Source organism: Bdellovibrio sp. HCB-110 (genome assembly GCF_047323225.1).
In the GTDB taxonomy this organism is placed as follows: Bacteria; Bdellovibrionota; Bdellovibrionia; order Bdellovibrionales; family Bdellovibrionaceae; genus Bdellovibrio.
In genome coordinates, this window is sequence record NZ_CP178750.1 from 1,251,390 (window position 1) to 1,276,364 (window position 24,975).

22 protein-coding genes are annotated in these 24,975 nt (G+C 44.7%); 15 read left to right on the forward strand and 7 right to left on the reverse strand.

All coding sequences use genetic code 11. The features are described from left to right. Window positions 1-213: 213 nt before the first annotated feature. Together ACL934_RS05950 and smc are read left to right on the forward strand one after the other, a co-directional pair. Window positions 214-735, forward strand: a complete 522-nt coding sequence (locus ACL934_RS05950; RefSeq protein ID WP_374078777.1) for a hypothetical protein — start codon at window positions 214-216, stop codon at window positions 733-735. Between the two features lie 263 nt (window positions 736-998). Then, window positions 999-4,586, forward strand: a complete 3,588-nt coding sequence (gene smc, locus ACL934_RS05955) for a chromosome segregation protein SMC (protein ID WP_413613211.1) — start codon at window positions 999-1,001, stop codon at window positions 4,584-4,586. 160 nt (window positions 4,587-4,746) lie between these two features. Here smc and ACL934_RS05960 read toward each other — a convergent pair whose 3' ends face one another. After that, window positions 4,747-5,388: an NAD(P)H-dependent oxidoreductase gene (locus ACL934_RS05960; RefSeq protein WP_413613212.1), complete on the reverse strand. Its 642-nt coding sequence runs from the start codon at window positions 5,386-5,388 to the stop codon at window positions 4,747-4,749. Between the two features lie 180 nt (window positions 5,389-5,568). Between ACL934_RS05960 and ACL934_RS05965 the strand changes: the two genes are divergently transcribed. From ACL934_RS05965 to ACL934_RS05995, 7 genes are all read left to right on the forward strand, one after another. Next, a complete protein-coding gene (locus ACL934_RS05965; RefSeq protein ID WP_413613213.1) occupies window positions 5,569-5,979 on the forward strand; it encodes an RrF2 family transcriptional regulator in 411 nt (136 codons plus the stop codon). Window positions 5,980-5,998: 19 nt separating this feature from the next. Continuing rightward, a complete protein-coding gene (locus ACL934_RS05970; RefSeq protein ID WP_374078781.1) occupies window positions 5,999-6,553 on the forward strand; it encodes a GNAT family N-acetyltransferase in 555 nt (184 codons plus the stop codon). Then, the gene (locus ACL934_RS05975) at window positions 6,543-6,734 is read left to right on the forward strand and encodes a DUF5522 domain-containing protein (RefSeq protein WP_374078784.1); all 192 of its coding nucleotides are present in this window, start codon (window positions 6,543-6,545) and stop codon (window positions 6,732-6,734) included. Before ACL934_RS05970 ends, ACL934_RS05975 begins: the two co-directional genes overlap by 11 nt. 79 nt (window positions 6,735-6,813) lie before the next feature. After that, the gene (locus ACL934_RS05980) at window positions 6,814-7,755 is read left to right on the forward strand and encodes a hypothetical protein (protein WP_374078785.1); all 942 of its coding nucleotides are present in this window, start codon (window positions 6,814-6,816) and stop codon (window positions 7,753-7,755) included. Window positions 7,756-7,956: 201 nt separating this feature from the next. Then, window positions 7,957-9,603: a microtubule-binding protein gene (locus ACL934_RS05985; RefSeq protein ID WP_374078788.1), complete on the forward strand. Its 1,647-nt coding sequence runs from the start codon at window positions 7,957-7,959 to the stop codon at window positions 9,601-9,603. A gap of 12 nt (window positions 9,604-9,615) precedes the next feature. Then, window positions 9,616-10,518, forward strand: coding sequence for a hypothetical protein (locus ACL934_RS05990; RefSeq protein WP_374078790.1), 903 nt, complete (start codon window positions 9,616-9,618; stop codon window positions 10,516-10,518). Window positions 10,519-10,520: 2 nt separating this feature from the next. Beyond that, complete coding sequence (locus ACL934_RS05995; protein ID WP_413613214.1) at window positions 10,521-12,713, forward strand: FHA domain-containing protein; 2,193 nt, start codon at window positions 10,521-10,523, stop codon at window positions 12,711-12,713. Here the strand turns inward: ACL934_RS05995 and ACL934_RS06000 are convergent. Next, the gene (locus tag ACL934_RS06000; protein ID WP_413613215.1) at window positions 12,710-13,021 is read right to left on the reverse strand and encodes a KH domain-containing protein; all 312 of its coding nucleotides are present in this window, start codon (window positions 13,019-13,021) and stop codon (window positions 12,710-12,712) included. The two genes, ACL934_RS05995 and ACL934_RS06000, sit on opposite strands and share 4 nt — an antisense overlap. Window positions 13,022-13,274: 253 nt before the next feature. Between ACL934_RS06000 and ACL934_RS06005 the strand changes: the two genes are divergently transcribed. From ACL934_RS06005 to ACL934_RS06015, 3 genes are all read left to right on the forward strand, one after another. After that, entirely contained in the window at window positions 13,275-13,466 is a 192-nt protein-coding gene (locus ACL934_RS06005; protein WP_413613216.1) for a helix-turn-helix domain-containing protein, read from the forward strand. Window positions 13,467-13,624: 158 nt separating this feature from the next. Then, window positions 13,625-15,214 (forward strand): methyl-accepting chemotaxis protein, encoded by a 1,590-nt coding sequence (locus ACL934_RS06010; protein WP_374078796.1) that lies wholly within the window; start codon window positions 13,625-13,627, stop codon window positions 15,212-15,214. A 12-nt stretch (window positions 15,215-15,226) separates the two neighbouring features. Continuing rightward, window positions 15,227-15,682 carry a chemotaxis protein CheW gene (locus ACL934_RS06015; RefSeq protein ID WP_374078798.1) on the forward strand — a complete coding sequence of 152 codons (456 nt, stop codon included), beginning with the start codon at window positions 15,227-15,229 and terminating at the stop codon, window positions 15,680-15,682. Here ACL934_RS06015 and ACL934_RS06020 read toward each other — a convergent pair. Genes ACL934_RS06020 through ACL934_RS06030 form a run of 3 tightly spaced genes read right to left on the reverse strand, consistent with a single transcriptional unit; the run spans window position 15,679 to window position 17,735 of the window. After that, complete coding sequence (locus ACL934_RS06020; protein WP_374078801.1) at window positions 15,679-16,299, reverse strand: hypothetical protein; 621 nt, start codon at window positions 16,297-16,299, stop codon at window positions 15,679-15,681. The genes ACL934_RS06015 and ACL934_RS06020 overlap by 4 nt on opposite strands. A gap of 3 nt (window positions 16,300-16,302) precedes the next feature. Then, window positions 16,303-16,968, reverse strand: a complete 666-nt coding sequence (locus ACL934_RS06025) for a hypothetical protein (RefSeq protein WP_374078803.1) — start codon at window positions 16,966-16,968, stop codon at window positions 16,303-16,305. After that, complete coding sequence (locus tag ACL934_RS06030) at window positions 16,965-17,735, reverse strand: TIGR02147 family protein (RefSeq protein WP_374078805.1); 771 nt, start codon at window positions 17,733-17,735, stop codon at window positions 16,965-16,967. Before ACL934_RS06030 ends, ACL934_RS06025 begins: the two co-directional genes overlap by 4 nt. Window positions 17,736-17,894: 159 nt before the next feature. Between ACL934_RS06030 and ftsY the strand changes: the two genes are divergently transcribed. After that, window positions 17,895-19,100: a signal recognition particle-docking protein FtsY gene (gene ftsY, locus ACL934_RS06035; RefSeq protein ID WP_413613217.1), complete on the forward strand. Its 1,206-nt coding sequence runs from the start codon at window positions 17,895-17,897 to the stop codon at window positions 19,098-19,100. A gap of 1 nt (window position 19,101) precedes the next feature. On the opposite strand, the gene ACL934_RS06040 is transcribed toward ftsY, so the two are convergent. Both ACL934_RS06040 and ACL934_RS06045 read right to left on the reverse strand, forming a co-directional pair. Then, complete coding sequence (locus tag ACL934_RS06040; protein ID WP_374078809.1) at window positions 19,102-19,773, reverse strand: NAD(P)H-binding protein; 672 nt, start codon at window positions 19,771-19,773, stop codon at window positions 19,102-19,104. A 4-nt stretch (window positions 19,774-19,777) separates the two neighbouring features. Next, complete coding sequence (locus ACL934_RS06045) at window positions 19,778-21,334, reverse strand: hypothetical protein (protein ID WP_374078811.1); 1,557 nt, start codon at window positions 21,332-21,334, stop codon at window positions 19,778-19,780. A 163-nt stretch (window positions 21,335-21,497) separates the two neighbouring features. Here ACL934_RS06045 and ACL934_RS06050 point away from each other — a divergent pair, with 163 nt between their 5' ends. Together ACL934_RS06050 and ACL934_RS06055 are read left to right on the forward strand one after the other, a co-directional pair. Further along, window positions 21,498-23,123 (forward strand): hypothetical protein, encoded by a 1,626-nt coding sequence (locus ACL934_RS06050; protein WP_413613218.1) that lies wholly within the window; start codon window positions 21,498-21,500, stop codon window positions 23,121-23,123. 161 nt (window positions 23,124-23,284) lie between these two features. Next, complete coding sequence (locus ACL934_RS06055) at window positions 23,285-24,973, forward strand: L,D-transpeptidase family protein (RefSeq protein ID WP_374078815.1); 1,689 nt, start codon at window positions 23,285-23,287, stop codon at window positions 24,971-24,973. Window positions 24,974-24,975: the final 2 nt, after the last annotated feature.

Below are 24,975 nucleotides of genomic sequence, written 5' to 3' on the forward strand. Positions count from 1 at the left end.
GTGTGGGGATGTGTCTCACCATGAAACATTTGCGCCGCGAGTGACGGTAAAGGGCATGCCATTTGTCGGCACTGTCAATGATTCAGACGAAGAAAGCCCTCTCCACACTCTCTCCTTAGTTGGCTAATCCCTAGAAATGACTTTGTTATTTCAAAGTTGGCACGGGTTGGCCGAGCTCTTGCTTTAGGTAAGGGCATTGAGGAAACAAATTTTATGAAAAACTTAAATATTGTATCTAAAATTTTTAAAGCGTTGTCTCTTGTAGCAATCACATTGCTTCTAGCAAATTGTAGCAAGGACAATAAAGGTTCAACAAATACAGTAGGTGCCTATCAAATGATGAATGGTATCTGTTATCAAAACGTGAATGGACAGTTGATCCAACAGTCTAACACAAGTCTTTGTAACGGTGCTGGAAGCTACATCATGCAAAATGGTATTTGCTACCAAAACGTAAATGGACAATTGATCCAGCAAGCAAACACAAACCTTTGCTACAACAATGGTGGAAGTTACGTTTTGCAAAATGGTATTTGCTACCAAAACATCAATGGTCAAATGATCCAACAAGCGAACACATCTTTGTGCTACCAAAACAATACGGGTGGATACCAAACGATGGTGTGCAGCGGTCCTCATACAGACGGTATGCAATGGGTTCAGTGCGGCACTCAATTCAACTGCGCTGGTTACACACTTTACAACCAGTACGGCCAAATCGTTCGCTGCCAATAGTATCTAAGTACGAAATTAAATATGCGGCGCACCAAATATGGTGCGCCGTTTTGTTTTATGAAACTCTCCCGTCATTGCATAAGACCTAGGCACATAGAGTCTTTCAAAGAAACGCGATGCGAAATATATCCCGCAAACTCTGCCTAAGTTTTCAGCGACACATCCTCTTTTAAGAGCCTCTTGTTGACATACTTCCCAACACTCGCGAGATTGAAATGGTCTTTGGTCTAGCTAGACCAAGGGCGGTATTGAGGGGAAGTTTCGTGAGAATTAAAAAAATTGAACTGGTTGGTTTTAAGTCTTTTAAAGATCGCACCGTCATTCACTTCGACGCCGGTATTACTGGTATCGTCGGTCCCAATGGTTGCGGTAAATCCAATATCGTTGATGCCTTAATGTGGGTTATGGGTGACCAGTCCGCGAAAGATCTTCGCGCGTCGCAAATGACTGACGTTATCTTTGGTGGAGCTGAAGGCTATGCACCTCTTGGTATGTGCGAAGTTTCTCTGACTCTTGAAAATGACGGTGGTGCATTCCCGGTAAAATACATCAAGCATTCTGAAATCATGGTGACTCGTCGTCTGCACAGAAGCGGCGAGGGTGAGTACTTCATCAATAAAGAGCCTGCACGTTTGAAAGACTTGCAAGAGATCTTCATGGATACAGGTGCGGGTTCTAAAGGTTTCTCTATCATCGCTCAAGGTATGATCGGTAAGATCATCACTTCGAAACCTGAAGACCGTCGTATGCTTATCGAAGAAGCGGCCGGTATTACGAAGTTCAAAGCTCGTAAAAAAGAATCTCAGCGTAAGTTGGTTTCTACAGATCAAAACTTGGTGCGTTTGCAAGACATCATCGGCGAGTTGAAACGCCAAATCGATTCTTTGCAAAGACAAGCACAGCGTGCAGAACGTTACCGCAATATCAAAAACCAAATCGAAGATTTGGATCTATGGTTGTCTTCAGCTCAATACATCGAGTTGGCACGTGCGGCGAATGAAGCTCAAGCGATCTTCAATGAAGCGCAAAGCATGGAAGTGGAGGGTGATGCCAACCTTTCTACGCTGCAAAGCCAGCTTGAAGTTTTGAAACTTCAAATCCTTGAAAAAGAGAAATTGGCTGAAGAGCACCAAACGATTTATTTCGACAAGCAAAGCACTGTTCAGAAAAAAGAAATGGAAGTCCAAGAACTTCGTTTCGAAATTGAGCAGGCTCGTCGTAACGAGCAAATGACGGGCACGATCTTGCAAGAACAGCAAGCCCGCCAAGAGTTGCTAGCTCGTGACAAAGCTTCTTTGGAAGCGCAAGTAACAGAACTTAAGGAAGAAGCTGAAACATTGACAGCTTCCTTCACAGAGAAAAACGACATCTTCCAAAACTTCAACTCTCGTATTGGAACAGTTGATGAAGATTTGACGACGAAACGTCGCGAGTTGTTCGCGGTAGGTCAGTCAGAGTCTTCTTTGGATGCTCGTGTGAATTCATTGTCAGCACAAATCGCTGATTTGACGGACCGTCAAGACAACGAACAACAAGTGTTGAATGAACTTCGCGAAAAACAAGTTGAGTTCGAAAGTCGCCGTAAGAAAGTGACAAACGAACTTGATAAAGAGCGCCAAATGCAATTGGACTTGGCAAGCGACGTAGATTCTTTCGAAGCCAACAAAAAGATTTTGATGGAATCAGCGGCGACTAAAAAAGTCGAAGTTGAAGAATTCAAAGATTCTTTGAATGAAGTGGCTTCTCGTTTGTACGGTCTTGAGAACTTGCAAAACAACTTCGAGGGCTTCCAAGAAGGTGTGAAGCAAGTGATGTTGTGGCAAAAAACGCGCACTCAAGAGATGATGGCGGATGGTTCCGTTGTCACTCACTTCCAACCTGTTTCTGAGGTTGTGGAAGTTCCGGCGGAATACGAAGTGGCCATGGAAGCGGCATTGGGTTCACGCCTGCAAATGCTTTTGTCTTCTGATGCGAACATCGCCGTTGATGCGGTTTCTCACTTGAAAGAAAACAAATCCGGTCGTTCGAGCTTCATGTCTGCAAATGACCAAACTTTGGCTTACAACCGCTCTGAAGCTCCGATGGGTCAAGAAGGTGTTCAAGCCATCTTGAAAGACGTCGTCAAAGCGGCTGATAAATTCCAAAACACTGTCACTTACATGTTGGACGGTGTTGCAATCGTTGATTCGATCCGTACGGCTTTGAATCTTCGTGCGAAATACACGGGCTGGACATTTGTGACTCTTGACGGTGACACATTGACGGCTGACGGTGTTTTGACGGGTGGTTCTTCTGAATCTGCGGATTCAGGCATGCTAAAACGCCGCCGTGAAATAAAAGAATTGTCAGAGAAAAAAGACGAATACGCTGGAAAACTTCAATTGGCTCAGATGGCTTTGAAAAAAGTTGAAGAGCAATTGGCGAACGTCGTAAACGATTTCGAAGGCGCTCAAAAACGCAAAATGGATCAAGAGATCAAAGTTGCGGAATTGAGAAAAGACTTTGAACGTGCGGAAAACGAAGTTCAAAACGCGCAATCAGCGGTTGAACGCCAAGAACGCGAAGTCAAAAAATTGACTGAGCAGTTGGAAGTTCAAGAACAAAAAATGGAAGAATTGAACCAAGCCTTGATCGATGCTCGCGAGAAGAAAGTTCTTCTTGAGGGTGAAGTTGAGACTTTGAACAGTGAACTTAACTCTGTTCGTTTGGGTTTTGACGGTCTTCAAGCAGAAGTGACGGATCTTCAAGTGAAGTCTGCTTCGAAAACTCAAGAATACACAGGTGTTTTGAGACAGCTTGAAATGGTTTCTAAGTCTTTGAGTGACCTTGAGGCGCAATTGGCTCGCATGAGCGAAGAAGCTGAAGGCTACAACTCTCAAATGACAGAGAGCCAAATCCTTTTGGAAGAAAAGAAAATCGAATTTGAACGTCTTTTGGATGAAGTAGAGCAATTGAAGCTTCAAGCAGCTCGCACAAAAGACGAATACGAGGTGATGTCTGAATCGATCCGCGCGATCGAAGACGAAGCAAGTGCTTCGCAACGTGCGCGTAACGAAAGACAACACAAAATGAACGACTCTCAATTGAAGCTTGAACAAGCTAAGATGAAAGAGCAGTACTTGATCGACCAAGTGCGTGAACGTTACATGTTGAATCTTCCGGACGTTGTTGAAAAATACGCGGGTCGTGAAGGTGACTTCTTGGCAGCGGATGCGGAACTTAAAGAACTTCGCGAGAAATTGGCGAAGATCGGTGAAGTCAATCTTTCTGCAATTGAAGAGTACGAAGACACAGCTCAACGTTATGAGTTCTTGACGAAACAGCACGCGGATTTGACAGAGGCGAAAGAACAACTTCGTAAAGTGATCGATCGTATCAACAGAATCTGCTCTAAGCGTTTCAAAGAGACCTTTGATTTGGTTAACGATAGATTCACTCGCGTATTCCCAGTCCTTTTCGGTGGTGGTGAAGCGTGGTTGGAACTTGTTGAAGAAACAGAGAAGAACGAAGCGGGTATCGAAATCATCGCACGCCCTCCAGGCAAAAAGACTCAAAACGTGTCTTTGATGTCGGGTGGTGAGAAAGCGTTGACGGCGGTTGCGTTGGTATTCTCGATCTTCCTCGTGAAACCATCTCCATACTGCTTGCTGGATGAGGTTGACGCTCCACTTGATGACGCCAACGTATTCCGTTTCAACGACCTTGTTCGTGAAATGGCGAAACGTTCACAAATCATCGTTGTTACACATAACAAACACACGATGGAAGTTGCGGGTAAACTTTACGGCGTAACTATGCAAGAGCGCGGAGTTTCAACAATGGTTTCTGTATCTCTACAAGACATCAAATAGAGAATAGAAAATAGATCTGGAAAATAGATTTCTTTTAAAAAGGTGCCAGGGGATTTTTTGCGTCTACACCGCATTACAAAAAGGTACGGCGTACCTTAAAAAAGAAAAGCCCCGGCGTCGGAGGGATAAAAACGCCGAGGCTTTTTAGAAAAGGCGGGATCTACTTCACGTACTGAATAATAGTGTCTTCAGCGAAGCGGACTTTTTTGAGATTTTGAAATGAATCTTCAGGATGTCGATATCCCAAAGCGACTGTAGCAACAGTTTTGTAACCAGAGCCTTCAAGACCCAAGATCTTGTCATAAGCTGTGGCATCTAAACCTTCCATCGGAGTCGCATCAATTTTCAAAAGAGCGGCAGTTTGCAGCAAGAAGCCCATAGCAATATAGGCTTGGCGTTGCGACCACACTCTGATTTTTTCATCAGGTGCTTTGGCAAGGTTTTCGATCATCATGCCTTTGTAACCATCTAAAGATTCAGCGGGAACCCCGCGAACTTCGACGATACGATCCACGAATTTTTGAATAAATTGAGGATCAACTTCTTGCTTATATAAAAAGACGACATAGTGGCTCGCGTCTGTGACTTGGGTTTGATTCCAAGACACGGCTTTGAGTTTTTCACGAACCTCAGGGTTTTCAATCACCAGAAACTTCCAAGGTTGCACTCCATAAGAGGACGGGGAGAGGTGGAGGGATTGTTTCAGAAGGTTCCAGTCATTTTCCGAGATTTTTTTAGTCGCATCGTAGCGCTTCGTGGCGTAACGCCATTCCAGAGCTTCTTTTATATTCGCATGATTCATATGACTCACTTTCATTTAAGACGATCATAATGTAACAGACACAAGCACAATATAAAGGGGTTCTGGCTTAATTGCAACAGTAAAACGCACAATTAAAGTGAGAACTCCTTATAATGATTAATAATGGGGCCTTAGGTCCTTGCGATTGTTTATTTTTAAGGCTTAAGGTATGATTTACGTATGGTTGACCAAAGATTTTCTGTCTCAGTTCATATCATGACGGCCCTGGCTTTCCACAAAGGAGAGCTTATGACGTCAGAGCAGTTAGCGGAGAGCATTCGCACGAATCCGACGGTGATTCGTCGTTTGGTCGCGAAACTGGTTGAGGCAGGACTCCTAGAGTCTTTCAAAGGAAAAGCCGGCGGAGTTCGTCTTTCTAAAACGGCGAAAGAAATTTCTCTGCGTGATATCTACACGGCTGTTTGCGATAAAAAACTTATTGCGACTCCGGATAAAGAACCTTCGAAGCAATGCCTGGTCAGTTGCAATATGGGGAAACTTCTCGACGAAGTCGTCAACGGCATTGAAACAAACTCCATGAATTATCTTTCCAACATTCGCCTTTCCGAACTTACTTCCAAGATTAAATAGTCCGATGAGCGAGGTCCTTGTGAATCCTCAATTTCTTCCTGAACTGATTGCTGCTGACAGAGTCACGTTGAAGAAGCATCAAATTGAGTTAGCCGAGACTATGTTCAAATACGTAGATCAGGATCGTGAGCGCCTGGGGCGTTTTCTTCCTTGGGTCGCTTGGACAAAGGGAATTCATGACGAGCGTGAGTATATAGAAATGACTCATCGTCAGTGGCAAGACTACAAGATGTTCGACTACGGTGTCTTTTTGAACGAAGGCAATACCTATATCGGCAACGTCGGAGTTCACACCATCGCCTGGGATCATAATCGCTGTGAGTTGGGATACTGGATTCTGGGACAATTCGAAGGCAAGGGTTACATCAGTGATGCGGTAAAAGCTCTTGAGAAAACTTTGTTCGATATCGGATTTTTCAGAATAGAGATTCGTTGTTCCGGCGGGAACGCACGCTCCGGAAAAGTGGCTGAACGCTGCGGATACACGTTCGAGGCTCGTTTGCGCAAACACAGCATCGAAAACGGCCAGCGCCGCGACACGCTTATCTACGCAAAACTAAAAAATGGAAATTAAATTCGAAGAGCTTCATCAAAAGGCCTGTGAGCGGGGAGAAGACACCTATGTCGATCCCGTCACGGGATACATTGTATTCACGGAGCTCTTTCACAAACGCCGTGGTCACTGTTGTGAATCGGGCTGCCGCCATTGTCCTTATGGCTTTTCAAAAGATAAAAAGAAAGACGACTCAGACTGAGACATCTTGAAATCCCAACAGGGAGTGCTTTTTGCAAAGTTAGATTCTTGAAATCTAGCTTTAATAAAAGGGGATTCCTGTGGCAAAGAAGTTAACACTTGCTGAACAAAAAAGCGTAACTCTCTTTAGTAAGCTTGTAACATCCTTTTCGATGATAGCCCTTGTGGCTTCGGTGACGTTCTCTAGCGAACAAACCTACGCGCAAAATTTTTATACCATGTATCGCTACCCGGTGGCGGCTACGGGCTCTTGTATCGCGGCTCATGACTCGACTCCCAAAGAGATTCTTGAAAGAAACGGAATTGATTATTCTGGAAATCCTTCTGAAGCCGAGATCGCGGCCTTGGCAAAAGGAATCGCGCAAGTGGAACGTTTATGTGGAGACCCTATTCCACATCCTTGGCGCCAGGACTATAAATTTATCCAAGCTTCCGGGAAATGGAATCAAGGTGCCAACACTATCAACGTCCGTCGTTTGAAAGGTTCTCCGAAAGGCACAAACGTGGGACGGATGATGCATGAATTAGGTCATAAGGTCGGAAACTCGGGAGTGTATCAGCAGTATGCGCGATTCACTGGGCGGACGCGTTGTCGCATTACGGGTTACGCCGCTTCCAAGTTTAACGAAGAATTTGCTGAGGTCTTTGAGGCCTATGTCGTTTATCCAGATTTGTTAAAACAAAAGTGCCCTAAGGCTTTTGAATTCATGGTCAGTCGTCTTTTTCCGAATACGAATAATAAAATAGCTTCGTGCAAGAATGTTACTGACGAAGGGAGTTCAGACCTTCCCGATCAAGTACCTCTTCCAATTCCGCGTCCTCCAGATTTAGGTCAGACGGGCGAGGTTGAGAGTGATGAAGATGTCGTGATTGAGCCAGAGAGCGACGATCAACACAATCACGAAAACGATGAGGAAGACGAGAACGAAGAAAATGAGACACCGGCAATATCTCAAAATCAGCCTGTGCCTATGACGAATATTCCTATTCCAACTCCACGCCCTACTCAGGGTGTGAGATAAACAAAGAGCGCAGGAATTTTTACCATTTCTTTAAATACTGAAAAAAGTGTGGTCAGAATTCCTCAACGTAAATCTGAGTTCTCCTGGACGTGGCCAGGAGTTCGACACTTTCGTATAAAGAAAAACACAAGATTCTGTTTTTGAGGCATCGACCTCGCGGCACTCCCTGCTATCCTTGTTTGCAGGTGGGGTGCGTCTGTTATGTCTTTTAATTATAGTAAGAACAAAGAACATCATTCGCAGGATAGTTTTTGGACGTCCTATTCGGACTTGTTTCTCGGGCTTAGCACGATCTTTCTTCTATTATATGTTACGGCCAGCCTAAGAACAGGAACGGAAGGTTTACGAAATCAAATTGAGAACCAAAAGCTTTCCATGAAAGTGGAAGAGTTGGAGCATCAATTGAAAATGTACGAATCAGTCAAGAATGACTATATCGAAAATCAAGCCACCAAGGATGAGGCTCAGGAGTATCAGGAGCTTATGGATAAGCTCACTCTCCTGCAAGAGGATGCGAAGACCGAAAAAGACCGTCTGGTGCAAGAGGCACTTGAAAATGAAAAAAAGGTCAAAGCTCTTAATAAGTATCAACAGATGGTTCGCAACGTTTTGAACTCCAATAAGATGGCGAAAGCAAAAATCATCAATCGTGATGATCTTATTAAAGAACAAGACGTCGAGATCGAAGGTCAAGAGGTTACAATCACAGAGCTGAATAAGGACATTCAAGCTAAGAAACAATTGATTGCTCAAGGTGAAAACAAGATCAAGCAAACTCAAGCCGTTTTGCAAAAACGCGTGAACGAACTTCGTTACGCTTATAAAATGAATAAACTTTCTAAAAATCTTTTTGAACAGAAGATGGCTCAAGCCCGCGCAGAAAGTCACGAGAAGGTTCAGCAACTTTCCCAAGTCAATGCTCAGTATCAGGCACAGTTGCAGCAAGCAAGCACGCAGTTAGGACAAGTTCAGGGAGAACTTTCTAAGACGCAGGGAATGCTTAGCGAGAAAGAGCAAGAAGCTAAATACCTTGCAGGCACTCTTTCAAAAACCAAAGCCGAATCCCAAGCCAAGATGGCTGCGATGTCCGAAGGATTTGCAAACGAACGCGCGGGTCTTCAAGCAGGTCTTGCTGCTGAAAGAGCAGCAGGTGCGCAGAGATTGGCCGCTGCCAATGCTGGTTTGATGGCAGAAAGAACCGCGGGAGCTCAAAAAGTCGCGGCGTTGCAAGGACAGTTGAGCGATACACAAGGTCAACTGGCTAAAGCCCGTGCAGAAATTGAAGCGCGCAAAATGGTGGCTGGTGAAATTCAACGTGGTTTCGCCAAAGCGGGTGTTAAAGCTGACATTGATATGCAAACAGGTGATGTTGTCCTTGATTTCGGTCAAGCGTACTTTGACAGTGACTCGGATCGTTTGAAATTGGAAATGAAGGGCGTTCTTGAAAGAGCGATGCCAATTTATTCCAAATCTCTTTTTGGAAATCCTAAGATCTCTGACAAGATTTCAGCCGTTGAAGTCATCGGTTTTGCTTCGCCAACTTATCAAGGTCGCTTTATTGATCCACAAAGTCCCAAACCAGAAGACAAAGTGGCGTTGAAGTACAACATGGACCTCAGCTACCGCCGCGCAAATTCCATTTTCACATATATGCTCGATCAACAGAATGTTCAGTTCGATCACCAAAAAGAACTTCTTTCTTTGATGAAAGTCTCAGGACGAAGCTTCTTGGAAGTGATGAAAGTGCAGAATCGCAATGTCGCTTCAGCGGCAGAGTTCTGCAAGCAAAATGACTGTAAGAAAGCACAAAGAGTTATTATTCGTTTTAGCATGGATTCTAAAAAGTAATAGGGGTGGGTTGTGACAAGTAAGGCTTTTGCAGAATATTTTATTATCATGCTCCCGTATGTCATGGCGGGCGTCTTTTTGGTCGGACTCTTTTTTAGAGCCATCATTTACTATACGGTTCGTCGCCATGAGTGGTTCGCCCGTGAGTTTGAAAAACGCGTGAATCATTTCATTGAAGGCGAAGTTCCGGGAAAATCTGACAATGTGTCCTTCTATGTTCTTTCCAAAAAACTTTTAGAGAGAACATACTATGAAGTTTTTGAAATTCGTGATCGTATGAAAAGAAGAAAGCCGGATTCAATCATGTCGACGAGCGACCGTGTTTTCCTTGTGCGCCAAGGTTGTGCATGGCTGGTAAAAGACATTTTGAAACAAGTGAAATTCTTAAAGTGGAGTGAAGGCAATCCCAAACTCCTCAATATCACAAAAGCAACATTGCAACATAATCCTTGTTTCAATCGCGTATTTGGCGTTCTTCCGATGGTGGGCATTAACGACCTGGTTTCAATTTTGCCGGGGTTATTCGTTGTCGCCGGTATTTTGGGAACCTTCATCGGTATCGCGGGCGGTTTGCAAGAATTGGGAACAATGAATCTGCAAGATCTTGAGAATACGAAAAATATCATGGACCGCTTCCTTCACGAGATCTCGTTTGCGATGAAAACATCCATTGTAGGTATCATCTTCTCGCTTCTCTCTCATGTGACGAACACGATCCTTTCTCCGGAAAGATCTTACGTCTCAATGGTGGATCGTTTTGAAAGTGCATTGGACCTTCTTTGGTATCGTAGCGATAATAATAATTTCCCTGCCCATGAAAGACCTTTTGATGAGCATCGCGACGCTGTCGAGGCGTTGGCAGAGGACGCTCTGAATAAAGAAATTGGCAAGGCGGCGGTAGCCCGAGGAGCTTAGTTTTGAATACGTTCACAGTCACTATCCAAAGGAAGGATCAGGTGCTAAGTCGCGAGGTGGACAAAGATTCGTTCACCGTCGGGCGTTCTATTGACTGTGACATCTCTTTAAATGATAACCATGTGAGCCGGGTTCATTTGGTTGTCAGTCGTCGCTGGAATCAAATCTGGATCGAAGACAAAAACTCATCCAATGGAACCTTTATCAACGGCACTAAGATTGTCCAAGGAACTCCGGTCAATGTTGTTCCTACGGATAAAATCCAATTAGGCCGCTCCGAATATATTTTAACTTTTGATTTAAAAATGGAGCAGGTTGAAGAAGAACCTCTTCCCGTAGAAGAAGGGCCGGCACCGGAAGAGCCTGTTCTTGAAGACACGGTCGCGATGCCACCTCCGAGTATGGCTCCGTTTCAAGCTGAAAAAGTTCTGCACGATGCAAAAAGAAAAGCCGCGCAGATTATTTTAGAGGGTGAAACTCAAGCCGAAAAACGCGTGCAGGCTATTTATCAAAAAGCCCGTGAGGCGCAAGCCCAGGCCGAATACTTTTATCAAACCCGCATGGCAGAGGCTCATAAAGAGGCCGATGCGATTTTAGCGGATTATCAACAGCAAGGGCGCAATCTTTTGCAAGATGCTCGTAACATGGCTCAAGAACTTCGTGAAGAAGTCGACATGTACGTGCAAGGACTTAAAGAAAAAGCCCGTCGCGACACAGAAGATATAATTTCTGAAGCCACATTGACTGCGGAGAAAATGAAGACCGAAGCATTAGAACACGGTCGTCAAGTAGCGCAAAATGAAGCTGACGGACTTCTTAGAGGAGCCCGTGATGAGGCATCCCGTATTCTTGAATTTTCTCAACTGCAAACCAAGGAAACTCAAGACAAGCTGAAACTAGAAAGAGAAACTCTAGAAAAGGTCAGTGCGGATTTAAAAATGACCCAGGAGCAGTTGGCGGTTTCTTCGACGTCTCTTGAAGAAACCAGATCTGCTGAATCTGAATTGCAATTGAAAATCCAATATGAAGAAACGCGCGTTAAAAATCTTCTTGAAGATGAGGCCACTCGACTTAAAGAACTTCATGATACCGAAGAAACTCGCGTGAAAGAGATTCTTTCCTTAGAAGAATCCAAGTTGAAAGAATATCGCGGCCAGCAGCAAACGCTCGCACAGCAGAATAAAACATTGGAAGACTCGGTTCGTGGTCTGCAAGAAAAACAGGCGCAGCTCAGTATGGATGTCCGTGATATCGAAGCTAAAAAGGCTCATTTATTTAAAGAATACGAAGGACAAAAGATCTTCCTCAATGAAAAGCTGGAAAAAGAAAAATCAGCGATGGTGAGAACAGAGGAAGAGCGTCTTGAAGAAATGCGTCTTGAGATGTCGAAGAAACTGCAAAAGATGGAACAAGATCTTTTGGACGATGTCATTCGTAAAAAAGCCACTTTAATTAAAGAGATCCACGCAGCGGTAGAAAAAGAAATCGTGACCATGATGGAGCCAACACAATGGCGCAATATCTCGGCGTCAGTGGAAGAACATATTAAAGAGGCGATTGACGGTCGTGTCGCTTCGTTGTCGCAATCGACAGTGGCTTCCGCGAAACCTGTCAACCTTATGAAGAAGCGCAAAAGCGAAAAGCTGCGTTGGGCCTCCATGGGATTGGCCATGGGAGCTTTGGTTTATTTCGTGAGCCAAGTTGTTGTCGAAAAGGTTTCTGGCGATCAGGCGCCAATGCAAACTCTGGTGCAAAACGAAGCGAAGAAGCGCCAGGAAGAATTGGAAAAACGTCGTTTCAATCCAGCTCAAGCCGAAGAGCTCAAGGATTCTTATACCGATGCGGTCATTTACACTCGAAACTTCCAAGAGATTTACACCGATCAACAGTTTCAACAAAAGCTGTATAAATCGGCATCGCAGTACTTGCTAAAAACATGGCGGGTAGATGAGGACAAATCCATTCAAGTTCTTTCAACAGCGACGGCTCTTGTGAAAGAGTTGTCAGAGAGAAAATCGAAAATTCATCCTGACTTTATTAAAGAGGGCTTGGAAAAGATGCGGGGACTGGAGACGGAAACACTCGCTCGCATGAAAGATATCTTAGGTTCCGAAGTTCGAGTGGAGTCTTTCCGCCGTTTTGAGCGCAACTTCTATCGAGATGAAGTTCAACGCCGTCGAATGGCTCAACACTAGGTGTTTTCTTCGTTCTTCTTTATATAAGGAACTTCGATGATCGCTCGGCAGCCATACTTAGCCATCATAGCAATTGTAATCCGGCGCAAGCCTTCTATGTTTCGGCCTTGCTTGCCAAGAAGCTGCCCGTAGTCTTCCGGGTGGCAATCCACTTTAAACACGGTGGTTTTCGTTCCCACTTCATAGGTGACTGTTACTTTTTCGGAGTGGTTGAGCATCGTCGCCAAAACGTTCTGAATAACTTGCTGAACCTCATCACGGAAGCTTTTTTTTAATCCATCGACTTTAAGTACATGCACTGAATCCATTTTTTACTTATCCTTTTTATTCTTCGCGTATCTGAGAGTTACTTTTTTTTGTGCACAACGATTCGGGTGATTCCGCGAAAAACAAAGTCTAGTTTTCTTTTATTACACAGTCCTGAGTTCTTTTGATGCGTGCCATGTTCTATGAGAAAATTGTCCTCGACTTAATTACGGTATAAGAACACCACTGGTACAATTATACCGTACATATAAACTTATTTAGGTGGCATCAATAGAAACGAAATATGACAAGTTAATGAGACGAATTGCGGAGAACATCAAGAAGATCCGTAAATCCAAGGGTTTGTCTCAACGAAACATGGAAGATTTTGGGTTTGATCTGCGCAATTACCAGAGATTAGAGGCAGGAAGCCACTCTCCGAGCCTCTACACACTTCATAAATTATCCATCGCGTTCCGTGTGGAAATTTCCGAATTCCTAAAATAACGATTCTTTTTTGTCAAAAACTGAATAATATTATTCCTCATCTATTAAGGTTTTTAAATCTTCACCGATAACATTTTCATGTTTACGGTATAAATACACCACTACGGTTATTTCCACCGTCATTTCAAAAAATAAAAGAAAATATATAGGGGATGAGAATGTTTTCTAAGCTCAGTTTGAAAGCTAAGATGTTGTCTGCATTTGTAGGAATTTCGCTATTGCTTCTCGTGGTCGGTGGAATTGGCTGGTATTCAAATAAAAGTGTTGCAACTATCTATAGTAGCATCACTAACCAAAACTTGCCGAATGTGCAAACTTTGGGACGCATTAGATATCGCGCTCAAGAAGTGAATAGAACGATGCTTCGCGCTTTCATGGCTAAAACACCGGATGAAGTGGATCACTATACTAAAGAATTCAACGAATCCCTGAAAGTCTACGACGATTACACCAAGAAGTATCTTGAGATCGAGTTTTTCCCAGGGGAAGACGCGCTCTTTAAAAAAGTGGACGATGCTTGGAAAAAATACGTTTCTGCTTCTCAAGAAGTTATGAAGCGAGCGGGCAAGCCAGATCAAGAGGCTGTAGCACAAAAGCTTTTGGATGAAGACGTTCGCATGATTCGCCGCGAACATATTGAAGGCTTAGAAAATCTTTTAAGCTTCCATGAAGAGGCGGTTAAAAAAGCGAAGGCTCTTGCTGAAAGTACAACAAGCAAAGGTGAGATGTTCGTGACGTTGACGATCGCTGTTGGATTTCTATTTGCCTCTGTCTTGGGTTTCCTTTTTGCGAACTCGTTGGCAACGACATTGAGCCGCATCAGCGGAGAAATTTCAAATTCGGCAGACCAAACATCGGCATCTGGAACTCAGTTGTCGGCAGCCAGCCAGCAGCTTTCATCTGGATCTTCGGAAGCGGCCGCGTCTCTTGAGGAAACTGTGGCCTCTTTGGAAGAACTTTCAAGCATGGTGAAACTAAATGCCGATCACGCCAAAGAAGCCAACGCTCTTTCACAAAAATCCAAGGACTCTGCAGAGCAAGGTGAAAGCGAAATCACAAAACTTATTGGTGCGATGGAAGACATTGCCAGCGGTTCTAAGAAAATTGAAGAGATCATCACAGTTATTGATGATATCGCCTTCCAAACAAACTTGTTGGCCCTGAATGCGGCCGTTGAAGCTGCTCGCGCTGGCGAACAAGGAAAAGGTTTTGCGGTTGTTGCTGAAGCTGTCAGAAATCTGGCACAAAGAAGTGCTGCCGCTGCAAAAGACATCACGTCGTTGATTCAAGACAACGTGTCGAAAAGTGAAAACGGCGCTCGCGTGGCAAGCCAAAGTGGGGCCGTCCTAAAAGATATCGTAAACTCTGTCAAAAAAGTGGCAGATCTCAATAACGAAATCTCTGTTGCCAGCCAAGAGCAGGCAGGTGGTTTAGAGCAAATTTCCAAAGCCATGAATCAATTGGACCAAGCGACTCAAGGGAATGCAGCTTCGTCGGAAGAGGTAGCCGCATCCTCTGAAGAGATGTCAGCTCAAGCCGTTCTTTTGGCGGATCTTGTGACGGATCTACGCACTTTGATTCGCGGTGTGGGAGCTTCAAGTGAGCAAGGACATGAGCGTCCAAAGAGAAAAGCTCCAGCACCTAAGAGTGTTTCCAAGCCTACTCTTGTGAAGCATAGAAAAGAAGCTGAGGACATCTTGCCACTGGAAGACGGTGATCGCAAAATCGGCAACGTCTCTGGTTTCTAAGAGATGGCCACTATGATTGATCAATATTTGACTTTCACAGTTGATAAGCAAAATTACGGAATACAAATCAGTGCGGTTCGAGAAATCAACCGCATTAGCGAGATCACAAAAGTTCCGGAAGCTCCCTCTTATGTCGCGGGAGTGATGAATCTTCGCGGCAAAGTGATTCCAGTGGTCACTTTGCGTTTAAGAATGAAGCTGGCAGAGACGGACGTCACCAAGGAAACTTGCACGATTGTCGTGGAGACTCAAGCGGGGCAGGTGGGAGTGATTGTGGACTCGGTGAGTTCCGTCATCAATCTTGATAAAAGGGACGTGGATGAGACTCCAGTTCAACAAGGTAGCGAGAACTACATCATTGGCATCGGCAAGCTTGAAGCCGGTATGGTTCTGCTTGTGGATATTGAAAAGTGTTTGGGATCTGAAGTGGCCTTGAGCGGTGAACATCTCACCGCCCAAGCGGCCTAACGATAAATAGGCAGCTTTAAGTCCTTGATTGTTTTCCAGTAAACATCAGGTCCGTCCTGATAAGATTTTTCACTGAAAAGATAGGCGTTGACGGCGCGAGCCTTGATCGAGTCCTCTTCGCCCAGTTTATAAAAGTGTTCATAGATGATTTCGTGCAAAACCAATCCGGCTTTGCTTCTTTCAGATAGTTTATTCCACAGTTCCTCATCAATAAGGAATCTTTTCATCACAACGGACGCTTCGTTTCGACGAATGGCGATTTGCATGATTTTGCAGTTTTTATCTTTAGGTTTAAACAGATGTCTTGAGTCCTTGATATTGATCAAAGAAGCTCCGGATTTAAATTCCGTTTCATCAAAGAATTCAGAAAATCTTTTGCGGTACTGCTTGGCTTGGGCTGGATTAAAGCGTTCCAGATTGTTCAGAACACTCTCGGTGATTTCCTTATAAGATTGTTCTAACTTATACGATTTCAGAGGCAGCGAACTTTCATAGAAATCCAAAAGTTCCGTTTTGTCCGAGCAAGCAACCCCATCGCCGCCGTTTCCGACACGATCTCCACTGGCAAAAGCCGAGGAACTGAAGAGGATCATAGAAAGAATCCATTTTGTTTTCATAATCTATCTCGCCAAATAAATATTGTAGTTCAAAACTTCGCCTTCAACCGTCGTCAGTTTCAATTTCGCTGTTCGACCGATGCGACCCGTGGGGGCATTGATTAAGATCCAACGCTTTGAAAGACTCATGGATGGAATTGTGAATGGCGCATACAAGTGCGTTTCAGGAACATGCTTTGCTCCCTGCACGCTGTTTTTTGTGTTCTTAATATTATTGTAAGTATCATAGCCAGTAGCTCCGATCAGCGTCAGGCCTCCGGCAGCGGCCAGTTCTTTGCTGTCCGTCAGAATTCCGATGACAGCCAAGGCGCCACCCGCAGCGGCAACACCCATGGAGCCCATGGATTTATTGTGCTCGCGCATTTTCTTTTCTTCGGCTTTCGCCTCTGCCCAAGCCACCAAATCTTTTCCGACGACGATGTTGTAAGGTTGATTGTCCGAGTTACTTAGATCCAGTTCGGTTTTGTCGACACGAATCCATTTGCCGTCACGACTTTGAAAGTTTACTTGCAAGAAAATGTTGTAGTCATCAGAGTACTCATCAACGAGTTCAGCACTGACATCTAATTTCGCAGTGGAAGTGGATGACGTCAGTTCACCTCTCATCGCCAAATCTTTGCTGGCACAAGAAGTAAGAAGAAGGGCAAGAACAAGGGAATATTTAATCATGGAGTGTTCCTTTCTAAAGAGAAAACCTGGCAAGCAACAACAAAGACTTCTTTTGCATTGGGCGTTTGTAGATATTCCGCCAAACGATCCTGAAATTCCTCGACCATTTTGCGAGCTTGAGGAATTTTTGCCGGGTCAGCGGCGAAGGTCATCGCCGAGTAGTCCCGTTTTTCTAATGGCGTGACCGGAAGTTTTTCCAAAGCCAAAGTTAAAATTTTGTGATGATAGGATTGAATAGCTCGGGAGGGAACCTCGCTCATCACATTCAATGGGTTGGCTTTTCTTTTTAAAGTTTTTGAATCTTCAATGACGTTAAGTCTTTTAAGACGATCCAAAGCTTCGCGGGCTTCGACAACGGTGATACCCAAGCGATCGGAAATCCAAAAAGGATCGGTCTTTGCATTCTTTATTTTTCCCAAACTCAAAATCGCAAAGTGATACCAATCCGAAATCATTCGGAATTCATCTTCTGCGAGTTGGCGTTTTTCTTTTTCTTGCACGGACGACAGAGTTTTAGGGAGGAGCGTTTGCGTGACCAAGTAACGTTCTTCTTCCGGAGAAAGATGAAGACTCTTTGCAATTTGGCCCAGCATATCGGCGGTGAAACTTCTTTTGCCCGAAAGGAGCTGGGAAAGTTGCGCCGGACTGATGCCCAAACTTTGTGCAAAGGCTCGTAGTGAATAGCGCGGATTCCTTTGCTTACGTTGAGTCAACTCTTCTTGGAGAAGTTGAACTGCATCTTGTGGTTGCGGTGTCAGTGTTTCCATGGGCCCAACCTAGCTTGGAGGCTGAAACAGGGTCAAACCAGATCTGTAAACAGTGTTTCAGGGCGCGAAACAGGGGATTTCATCTGGTCTATAGGGCCAAAATACGATAGATAGAGGTGATTTTACAGGGATCTTGTAACGCGGTTCGTTGGAGGACTTATGATGTCACCTGGGCATGAACAACAGATTGAAATTCTATTCGCGCTGGCGGGTGTTCTTTTCACGATTATTTTTGCGGTGATCTTTATCGGCGTTTGGAAAAACGCACGTCGTGAAGATAAAAAGTCCCTCGAGTACAAAGCAAAAAGAGAAATGCCGGCAACGGCGGAAGAAACTGAAAAAGAAGAAACGCTGGCGCACGTTGACTCCACGGGACAAGTTGTTTCGGAAATTGAAATTCCGGACTTCACTCGTGAGACCAGAGCAGCGGTTGAAGAAAAAGCCGTTGATTTGAAAGAGGCGTTGAAGAAAACCGAAGAAAATCTTTTCGGTCGCATTCGCAATCTATTTAAAGGTGACACGAATAATAAGCACCTTGATGAAATCGAAGAGATTCTTTACACGAGCGATCTGGGGCCAACAACGGTTCAGCGTTTGATGGGAGCGTTGGAAGACAAGCTTTCCAAAAAGGAACGCGCGGACTACGATATGGTTCGTGATGCTCTTAAGGAAGAAATCAAAAATATTTTTGCAGGTTCTCATTCGGCGGCTCCTGAACAGGGCATCCTTTCTAAAATCAGATTCGCAGCAGAAGGCCCGACGGTTTTGATGATTGTCGGCGTGAATGGCGCGGGTAAGACAACTTCGATTGGAAAGATTTCTTCGCAACTGGCCAGCCAAGGTAAAAAAGTTTTAGTTGCAGCCGGAGACACCTTCCGTGCTGCCGCTGGAGGACAACTGAAAGTGTGGACGGATCGCGCTCAAGTAGAAATCTTCTCTCCAGAAGGTGTCACAGATCCAAGTGCCGTGGCTTTTGATGCCGTGGCTAAAGGCAAAGTTCAAGGCTATGACGTCGTGATTGTCGATACGGCGGGACGTTTGCACACGCAAGCAAATCTTATGGAAGAAATCAAAAAGATGAAGCGCGTGATGGCGAAAGTTATTCCTGAAGCTCCTCACGAAACATTGATCGTGTTGGATGCAAACTCAGGGCAAAACGCTTTGATGCAGGCAAAAGAATTCCACAATGCTTTGACTTTGACAGGCGCGATCCTCACGAAGATGGATGGAACGGCTAAAGGTGGCGTGGCTGTGGGACTTGCGCAAGAGTTGCAAATCCCGATCAAGTTGATCGGGGTCGGCGAAAGAATCCAAGACCTGCGCGCGTTCTCTTCGCAAGAGTTCGTGGATTCAATATTTCAGTAAATTATTTTTGGTCGGCGATATGCTGAATTTGATCGGATTCGTAAACATGGAATCCGGGTTGAAAATTCAAAGTGGCGATCGCCATGGCCTTAGCGATGTCGACGGCTTTAATCGCTCGATATTTTTTAAGAGGACCCACGAGCAGGGGATTCAAATAAGGACTGAGACGTTGTGCGATGTCTTCTCCCGCCCGGTTTTCTTTGCGATCTCCCAAAATTAATGAAGGTCTGAAAATTTCAATTTGAGGAATGTTAAGTTCTCTCAATGACTTTTCCATTTCACCTTTCACTCGATTATAAAAGACACCTGAATTTGCGTTTGCACCCATTGCAGAAATAACAATCAGTTTCTGGGCTTTGTTTTGTTCGGCAACTTTGGCGAAATTGACGACGTAATCGTAATCAACTTTGCGAAAAGCTTCTTGGCTGCCGGCTTTTTTAACCGTCGAACCCAGACAGCAAATATAGACCTGAGCTTTTAAAGCTTCTGCATGGTCTTTGAGCTTATCGAAGTTTAAAATAATATTATCCGTATGCGGAGGGATCTTTCCCATCGGAGAGCGGGTGACGGCTTTTACTGTGGTGATTTGTTCAAGCAGGGAAAAAAGCAGAAGGAGCTCGTGTCCCACGAGCCCCGTCGCACCAACCATGCAAATATCAGTTGGATACATCATTGAATTAGTTGCCGTTTCTGTTGTTGTTGTCGTTCTCAGGTTGGTACTTGATTTCTGGTGGATTGTGCGCACCAGAAGTTGCCAAGAACTCAGGAACAGAATCTCTGAAGTCAGCAAGACCGCTTACTTTGATTACACCTTTTGTCAGGCGAGCATCCGGGTGAGCGTAGTCAACAAAACGACCTTCATCTACGAGGAAGTAACCGCGGAAATTAGTGTTTGCCGCTTGCTCTTTTTTGCCAGAGTCAATTCTATAACGGTCTCCCGATTTTCCAGAAGACGCTGCACTTCCGTAGTTCAATTGAACCGCGTTTGGATATTGGTCAATTTCATAAGAACCTTGCTCGATCAAGTTTTGACCCGCAATAACTGGGATTGCTTTTTCGATGATTGTTTTAGCATCTGCAGTCAAACCACCACTTTGTTGCGCACCGTTCGTCAAGAGGATGTAATCCCAACGGCCTGGAACTTCGTATTTATCAGCATAACGTGGAAGCGGAGTTGTCTTCTTTTTAAAGAAGCCCGTAGTCACTTCTTTTTCGCGAGTCGATTCACGAGCGTAAACGCGATAGATGTCCGTTCCTACTGGCAAAAGACTGCGCAAGTAAGCCACGGCTCTGTTTTCAAGGCGAGTACAACCTGAAGAACCAGGATTTGAGAACAAGTTCATCAAGAAACCGCGAGTCAGTTCAATTGAAGAAGCGCCGTCTTTACCCCATCCGATAGTTCCGTGCATCCATTGGTAGTTCATACCATTGATTTCATCGGCAGGAGAAACCTTGGCTGCGAACCAACCAAAAGCTCCATAAATCGTCGTGTTACCACGAGCGTCTTCAACCATCCATTTACGAGATGAAGCAATTTTGGAAATACCTTCTGTGATAGGACCTGGGATCGTCTTAAGATCTTGTCCCGCTTTATACCAATGAGGATAGTGAGCTTGTCCGTCTTGATAGAACTTTATCCACTCGGAAATTTTCGCATGGCCCAGCCATGTCTTAAAGGCATTTTTATCTTCTTTAGTGCCTTCTTCCGGACGACCGACAACCATTTCCGTTTCCATCACAAGTTTGTGCGCGCAGCCTGGAGTTTCTGTGCAACGCTCATAAACGCGTGTCTTTTCAGTCGCTACGTTTTGGATGACGAAATATTTAGAAGCGGCAGTAACGAGTTGTTTCTCTGACAAGTAATCTTTAGAAACATAGAATTCGGCGGCGGCATCTGATTTAACGGATGCAGACTTAATAATTTTGATTTGAACCAAAGGAGTGGCTTCATTTAATAGATCATAGATCTCAACTTCATCGTTCATGGAAAGTTTGCCGATGATGTTGCTGGCAGTAGTTGAGTTGCTGCTACGAACATTCAAGCTGTCAGCGGAAATGAAGTAACGTTGTCCCACTTTAAGTTGAGACTTGCTGAGAGAAACAGCTGCTGCATTGACGGCAACACTGCTGGCAGCATCTTCAGTAAGTTCTTGCGCCATACTCGAAAGAGGAGAGGTGGCAATCAACACACTCAATAGTGTAGAGCAAAGTCGACGTGTTTTAAATTTTGTCATAGTACGTCCTCCAGATCATCGTCTTATTAAACCTTTGTCATTGACTCAAATCCCCTTAGCAAGAAGCGTGACAGCGCTCTTCGGTACGGTATTTTTTTATTGGTCGGATGGATCCGTCAAATTGTTATTCAACGGAGCCCAAAAGGGGCAACAAGGAGGTTTCATGAAGAAGGTTCTGGCGTTGATATTATTAATGCTCCCGTGCATTTCGCTCGCTCAAGGTAGCGTCAAGTGGCGAATCACGAAGCCGCAATGGACAGAGCAAGAAGAACAGAAATTTGGTGATTTTATCTCGAGAATTGGCGCTGCTGTCGAACGCCGCGAATGTTTTCAAGTGGACACCTGTTTGAAGAGTTCCTCAAATCCTTATGCGGGAACAGATCCCGGAAATTTACGTCTTTTCGCAGACTGTGCGGATCTTCCATACTACCTGCGCGCATATTTTGCCTGGAAAAATGGATTGCCCATGGCGGTGCAAAGTGACGTGAGTCCTCGTGAAGGCGGGGATAATAACGACGTTCGTTATACGAAATTTGGAAATCGAGTGACGGGTCGATACAGTGTCCTTCCCAGTCGCTGGAGCAGTCCAAACGCGATTGAAATTTTAAATAAGACGATCATCGATATGGTTTGGTCTGCTTCATTCCGTGTGATGGGCCAAGAGGACACGGGATTATTCACGGATTTCTATCCTGTGAAACTGAGTCGTGAAGCCATTCGTCCGGGGACTGTGATCTATGATCCCAACGGTCACGTTGCCATCATATATAAGGTCACGGATGATGGTCACATTTTTTACATTGATTCCCATCCAGATAATACTCTGACATCGGGAATGTATACGCCGAAGTTCGTGCGCAGCTTTCCACAACAAGGAGCGGGGTTTAAAAATTTCCGTCCTCTTGCTTTGGTGGGTGGAAAACAAAATTCTGCGGGTGAATACACCGGCGGAAAAATCGTGGGTGCGCGCAACTCAGCATTACCATTCTACAGTCTTGAACAATTTTACGGAAATCGTCCCGATCCAGGCGGAGACTGGCAAAAAGGACAATTTATTTTCCGTGGCGTTGCTTTTCCGTACTACGAGTATTTGCGTATCATGATGGCCAGTGGTGATTTAAAAATTGATCCGATTCAAGATACTCGTTCGAGTCTTGCGGATATTTGCACGAGCTTAAAAGATCGTGCGGTGGCTGTTGATGTCGGTCGCAGAGCAGGCGTCGATAAGAAGCCTCATCCTGAACGTTTGCCGCAAAATATTTACGGAACCGATGGAGAGTGGGAGGCCTATGCTTCTCCAGCCCGGGATGCCCGTTTGAAAGTCGCTTTCATGGACTTGCTTGCTCAGTCACGAATTCTTATTCAACGTCATCGTGCGGGTGACCCAAGCATCGTTTATTCGGGAGCCAATCTTCCAGCAGATTTACTTGCGACTTACGAAAGGGAAGCACGGGCATGTCAGTTCTCTTATACCAACTCAAGTGGAGGAGCTGTGACTTTGAATCTCGAAGATTCACGTCAACGTCTTTTCGGTTTGAGTTTTGACCCTTATCACTGTGTTGAGCTTCGCTGGGGAGCGTCCTCCCCACAAGAGCTTTCCTCTTGCCAAGACGATGCGAACAAACGCGAGTGGTACAGTCGTGAAAGATGGTTGCGCTATCAATGGGAACGCCGCTACGACGCTCGCATGGATTATTCACTGGATGAGCTGACAGGACCAAAACCAGGAGCCGGTATCGCTCAGCCACCTGATGTGGATATTATTCGTTACTTGAATTCACAGAAATAACTGATCCCACACATCAATATAGGGCTGTCTCATTTTGAGACGGCCTTTCTTTTTAGGGGCGACAATTTTGCGCCCATGTCTAAATTTTTTTCCACGAGAGTCTCCCGAACGCCGCCTAAGCTGGCACTTTACTTGATAGTAATAGTTTTGGTGAGGTTTATATGATGATGAAGAATTGGATTAAGAAGTCGTTTATTGTGGGTATGAGCTTTGTCGTATTGGCTCCGCAGTTTTCATTGGCCCAGAGCAAACCTCAAATAATTCAAGATCAGGTTACGAGAGCTAGAACGAATCCCATCATCAATCCAAAATGGGGAAGCTTCCTTCTTCGCACAGATCGTCTTAATAAATTGTATTCACTCAGAGGCTATGAAGCGATCTGGGTTGATTCCAGCGGCTATCCTAATGCCATGTTAAATCGCGTGAAATCTATTTTCCAAGACGCCGAAAAGCACGGTTTAAATCCTAGTGATTATTGGGATGATCAAATTGAAAAGGGTTTTCAAGCCACGCAAAAAAATCCAGGCGTGCAATGGATTACCTTTGAATTGTTAGTAACAGAAGCTTTGATCCGCTACGTGTCTCATTTATCTGGAGGCCGTTTCGATCCCGAGCAAATTGATACCGATATTAAGTTTAAGAAAAAAGAATTCAATGAATTTACGCAATTAAATGCCGCGATCTCTTACGGTCCGGAATCTCTTTCAACTTCACTGGATGGTTTTGCGCCGACTCATCCTCGCTACAGAGAATTGATGGGCGTCTTAGCTCAATTAAAAGATATGAAAGGCAAAGGCGGTTGGCCGACGATCAACTCGCCGGGTTTTGCTTTGAAATTAGGAGTTAAAGATCCGTCTATTAATCAACTGCGTGAACGCTTTAATCAGCTTGGTTACAGAATTTCTTATAATGGTGGAAACACTTTCGATAGTGAATTTGACCAAGTCTTGCGCCAGTATCAATCCATGAATGGTCTTACGGCCGATGGAATTATCGGAACTCGCTCTGAAGTTTTGCGTGCTTTGAACTTCACAGTGAATCAAAGAATCGGGCAGGTCGAAGTGACGATGGAGAAACTCCGTTGGTTGCCGACAGCTATTGAGCAACGTCATATCTTCGTGAATCTAGCGACAACAGAATTCCGTCTTTATGATGAGAATGGTAAAACATTCCACTTTAAAACAGTGAATGGTCAGCCTTTCCGCAGAACGCCGTCGATGAAAGACTCTATTACGTTTGTAAATTTAAATCCTTATTGGACGGTCCCTCGCAGTATTGCGATCCGTGATAAACTGCCTTTGCTGAAGCAGGATCGTTTTTATCTGGAAAAACACAATATGCTTTTGATCGATGAAGGCTCGGACGAAGTTGTAGATTCGACTTCCATCGACTGGCGCAGCATGAATGCCAGAAACTTCACTTATTATATCCGTCAATTGCCAGGCCCCGACAATGCTTTGGGTGTTGTGAAGTTCCCTCTTCAGAACCCATGGGCGATTTACATGCATGATACGAACGAAAAACAATTGTTTGGTGAAAGTAAACGTCACCGCAGTTCGGGCTGTGTACGCTTGGAACAGCCATTGGATTTAGCGGCTTACTTGTTGCGCGATCAAGCCGGTTGGAGTCTTGAGGACATCAAGTCTTACGTTCCTCTTTACGACAACAATATTCCGGGTGAAATCGACAAAAAAGTTTTCTTGAAAAAGGCGATGCCGGTTTACTTCCTCTACCTCACAGTGGAAAAAACGGAAGACGGTGCCTTCCGATTTGTTGACGACGTTTACGGCCAAGATACGCGCGTAAGCAAAGCCTTGCAGAACAAGAAAAACTCAAACGAGTTGTTTTAAGG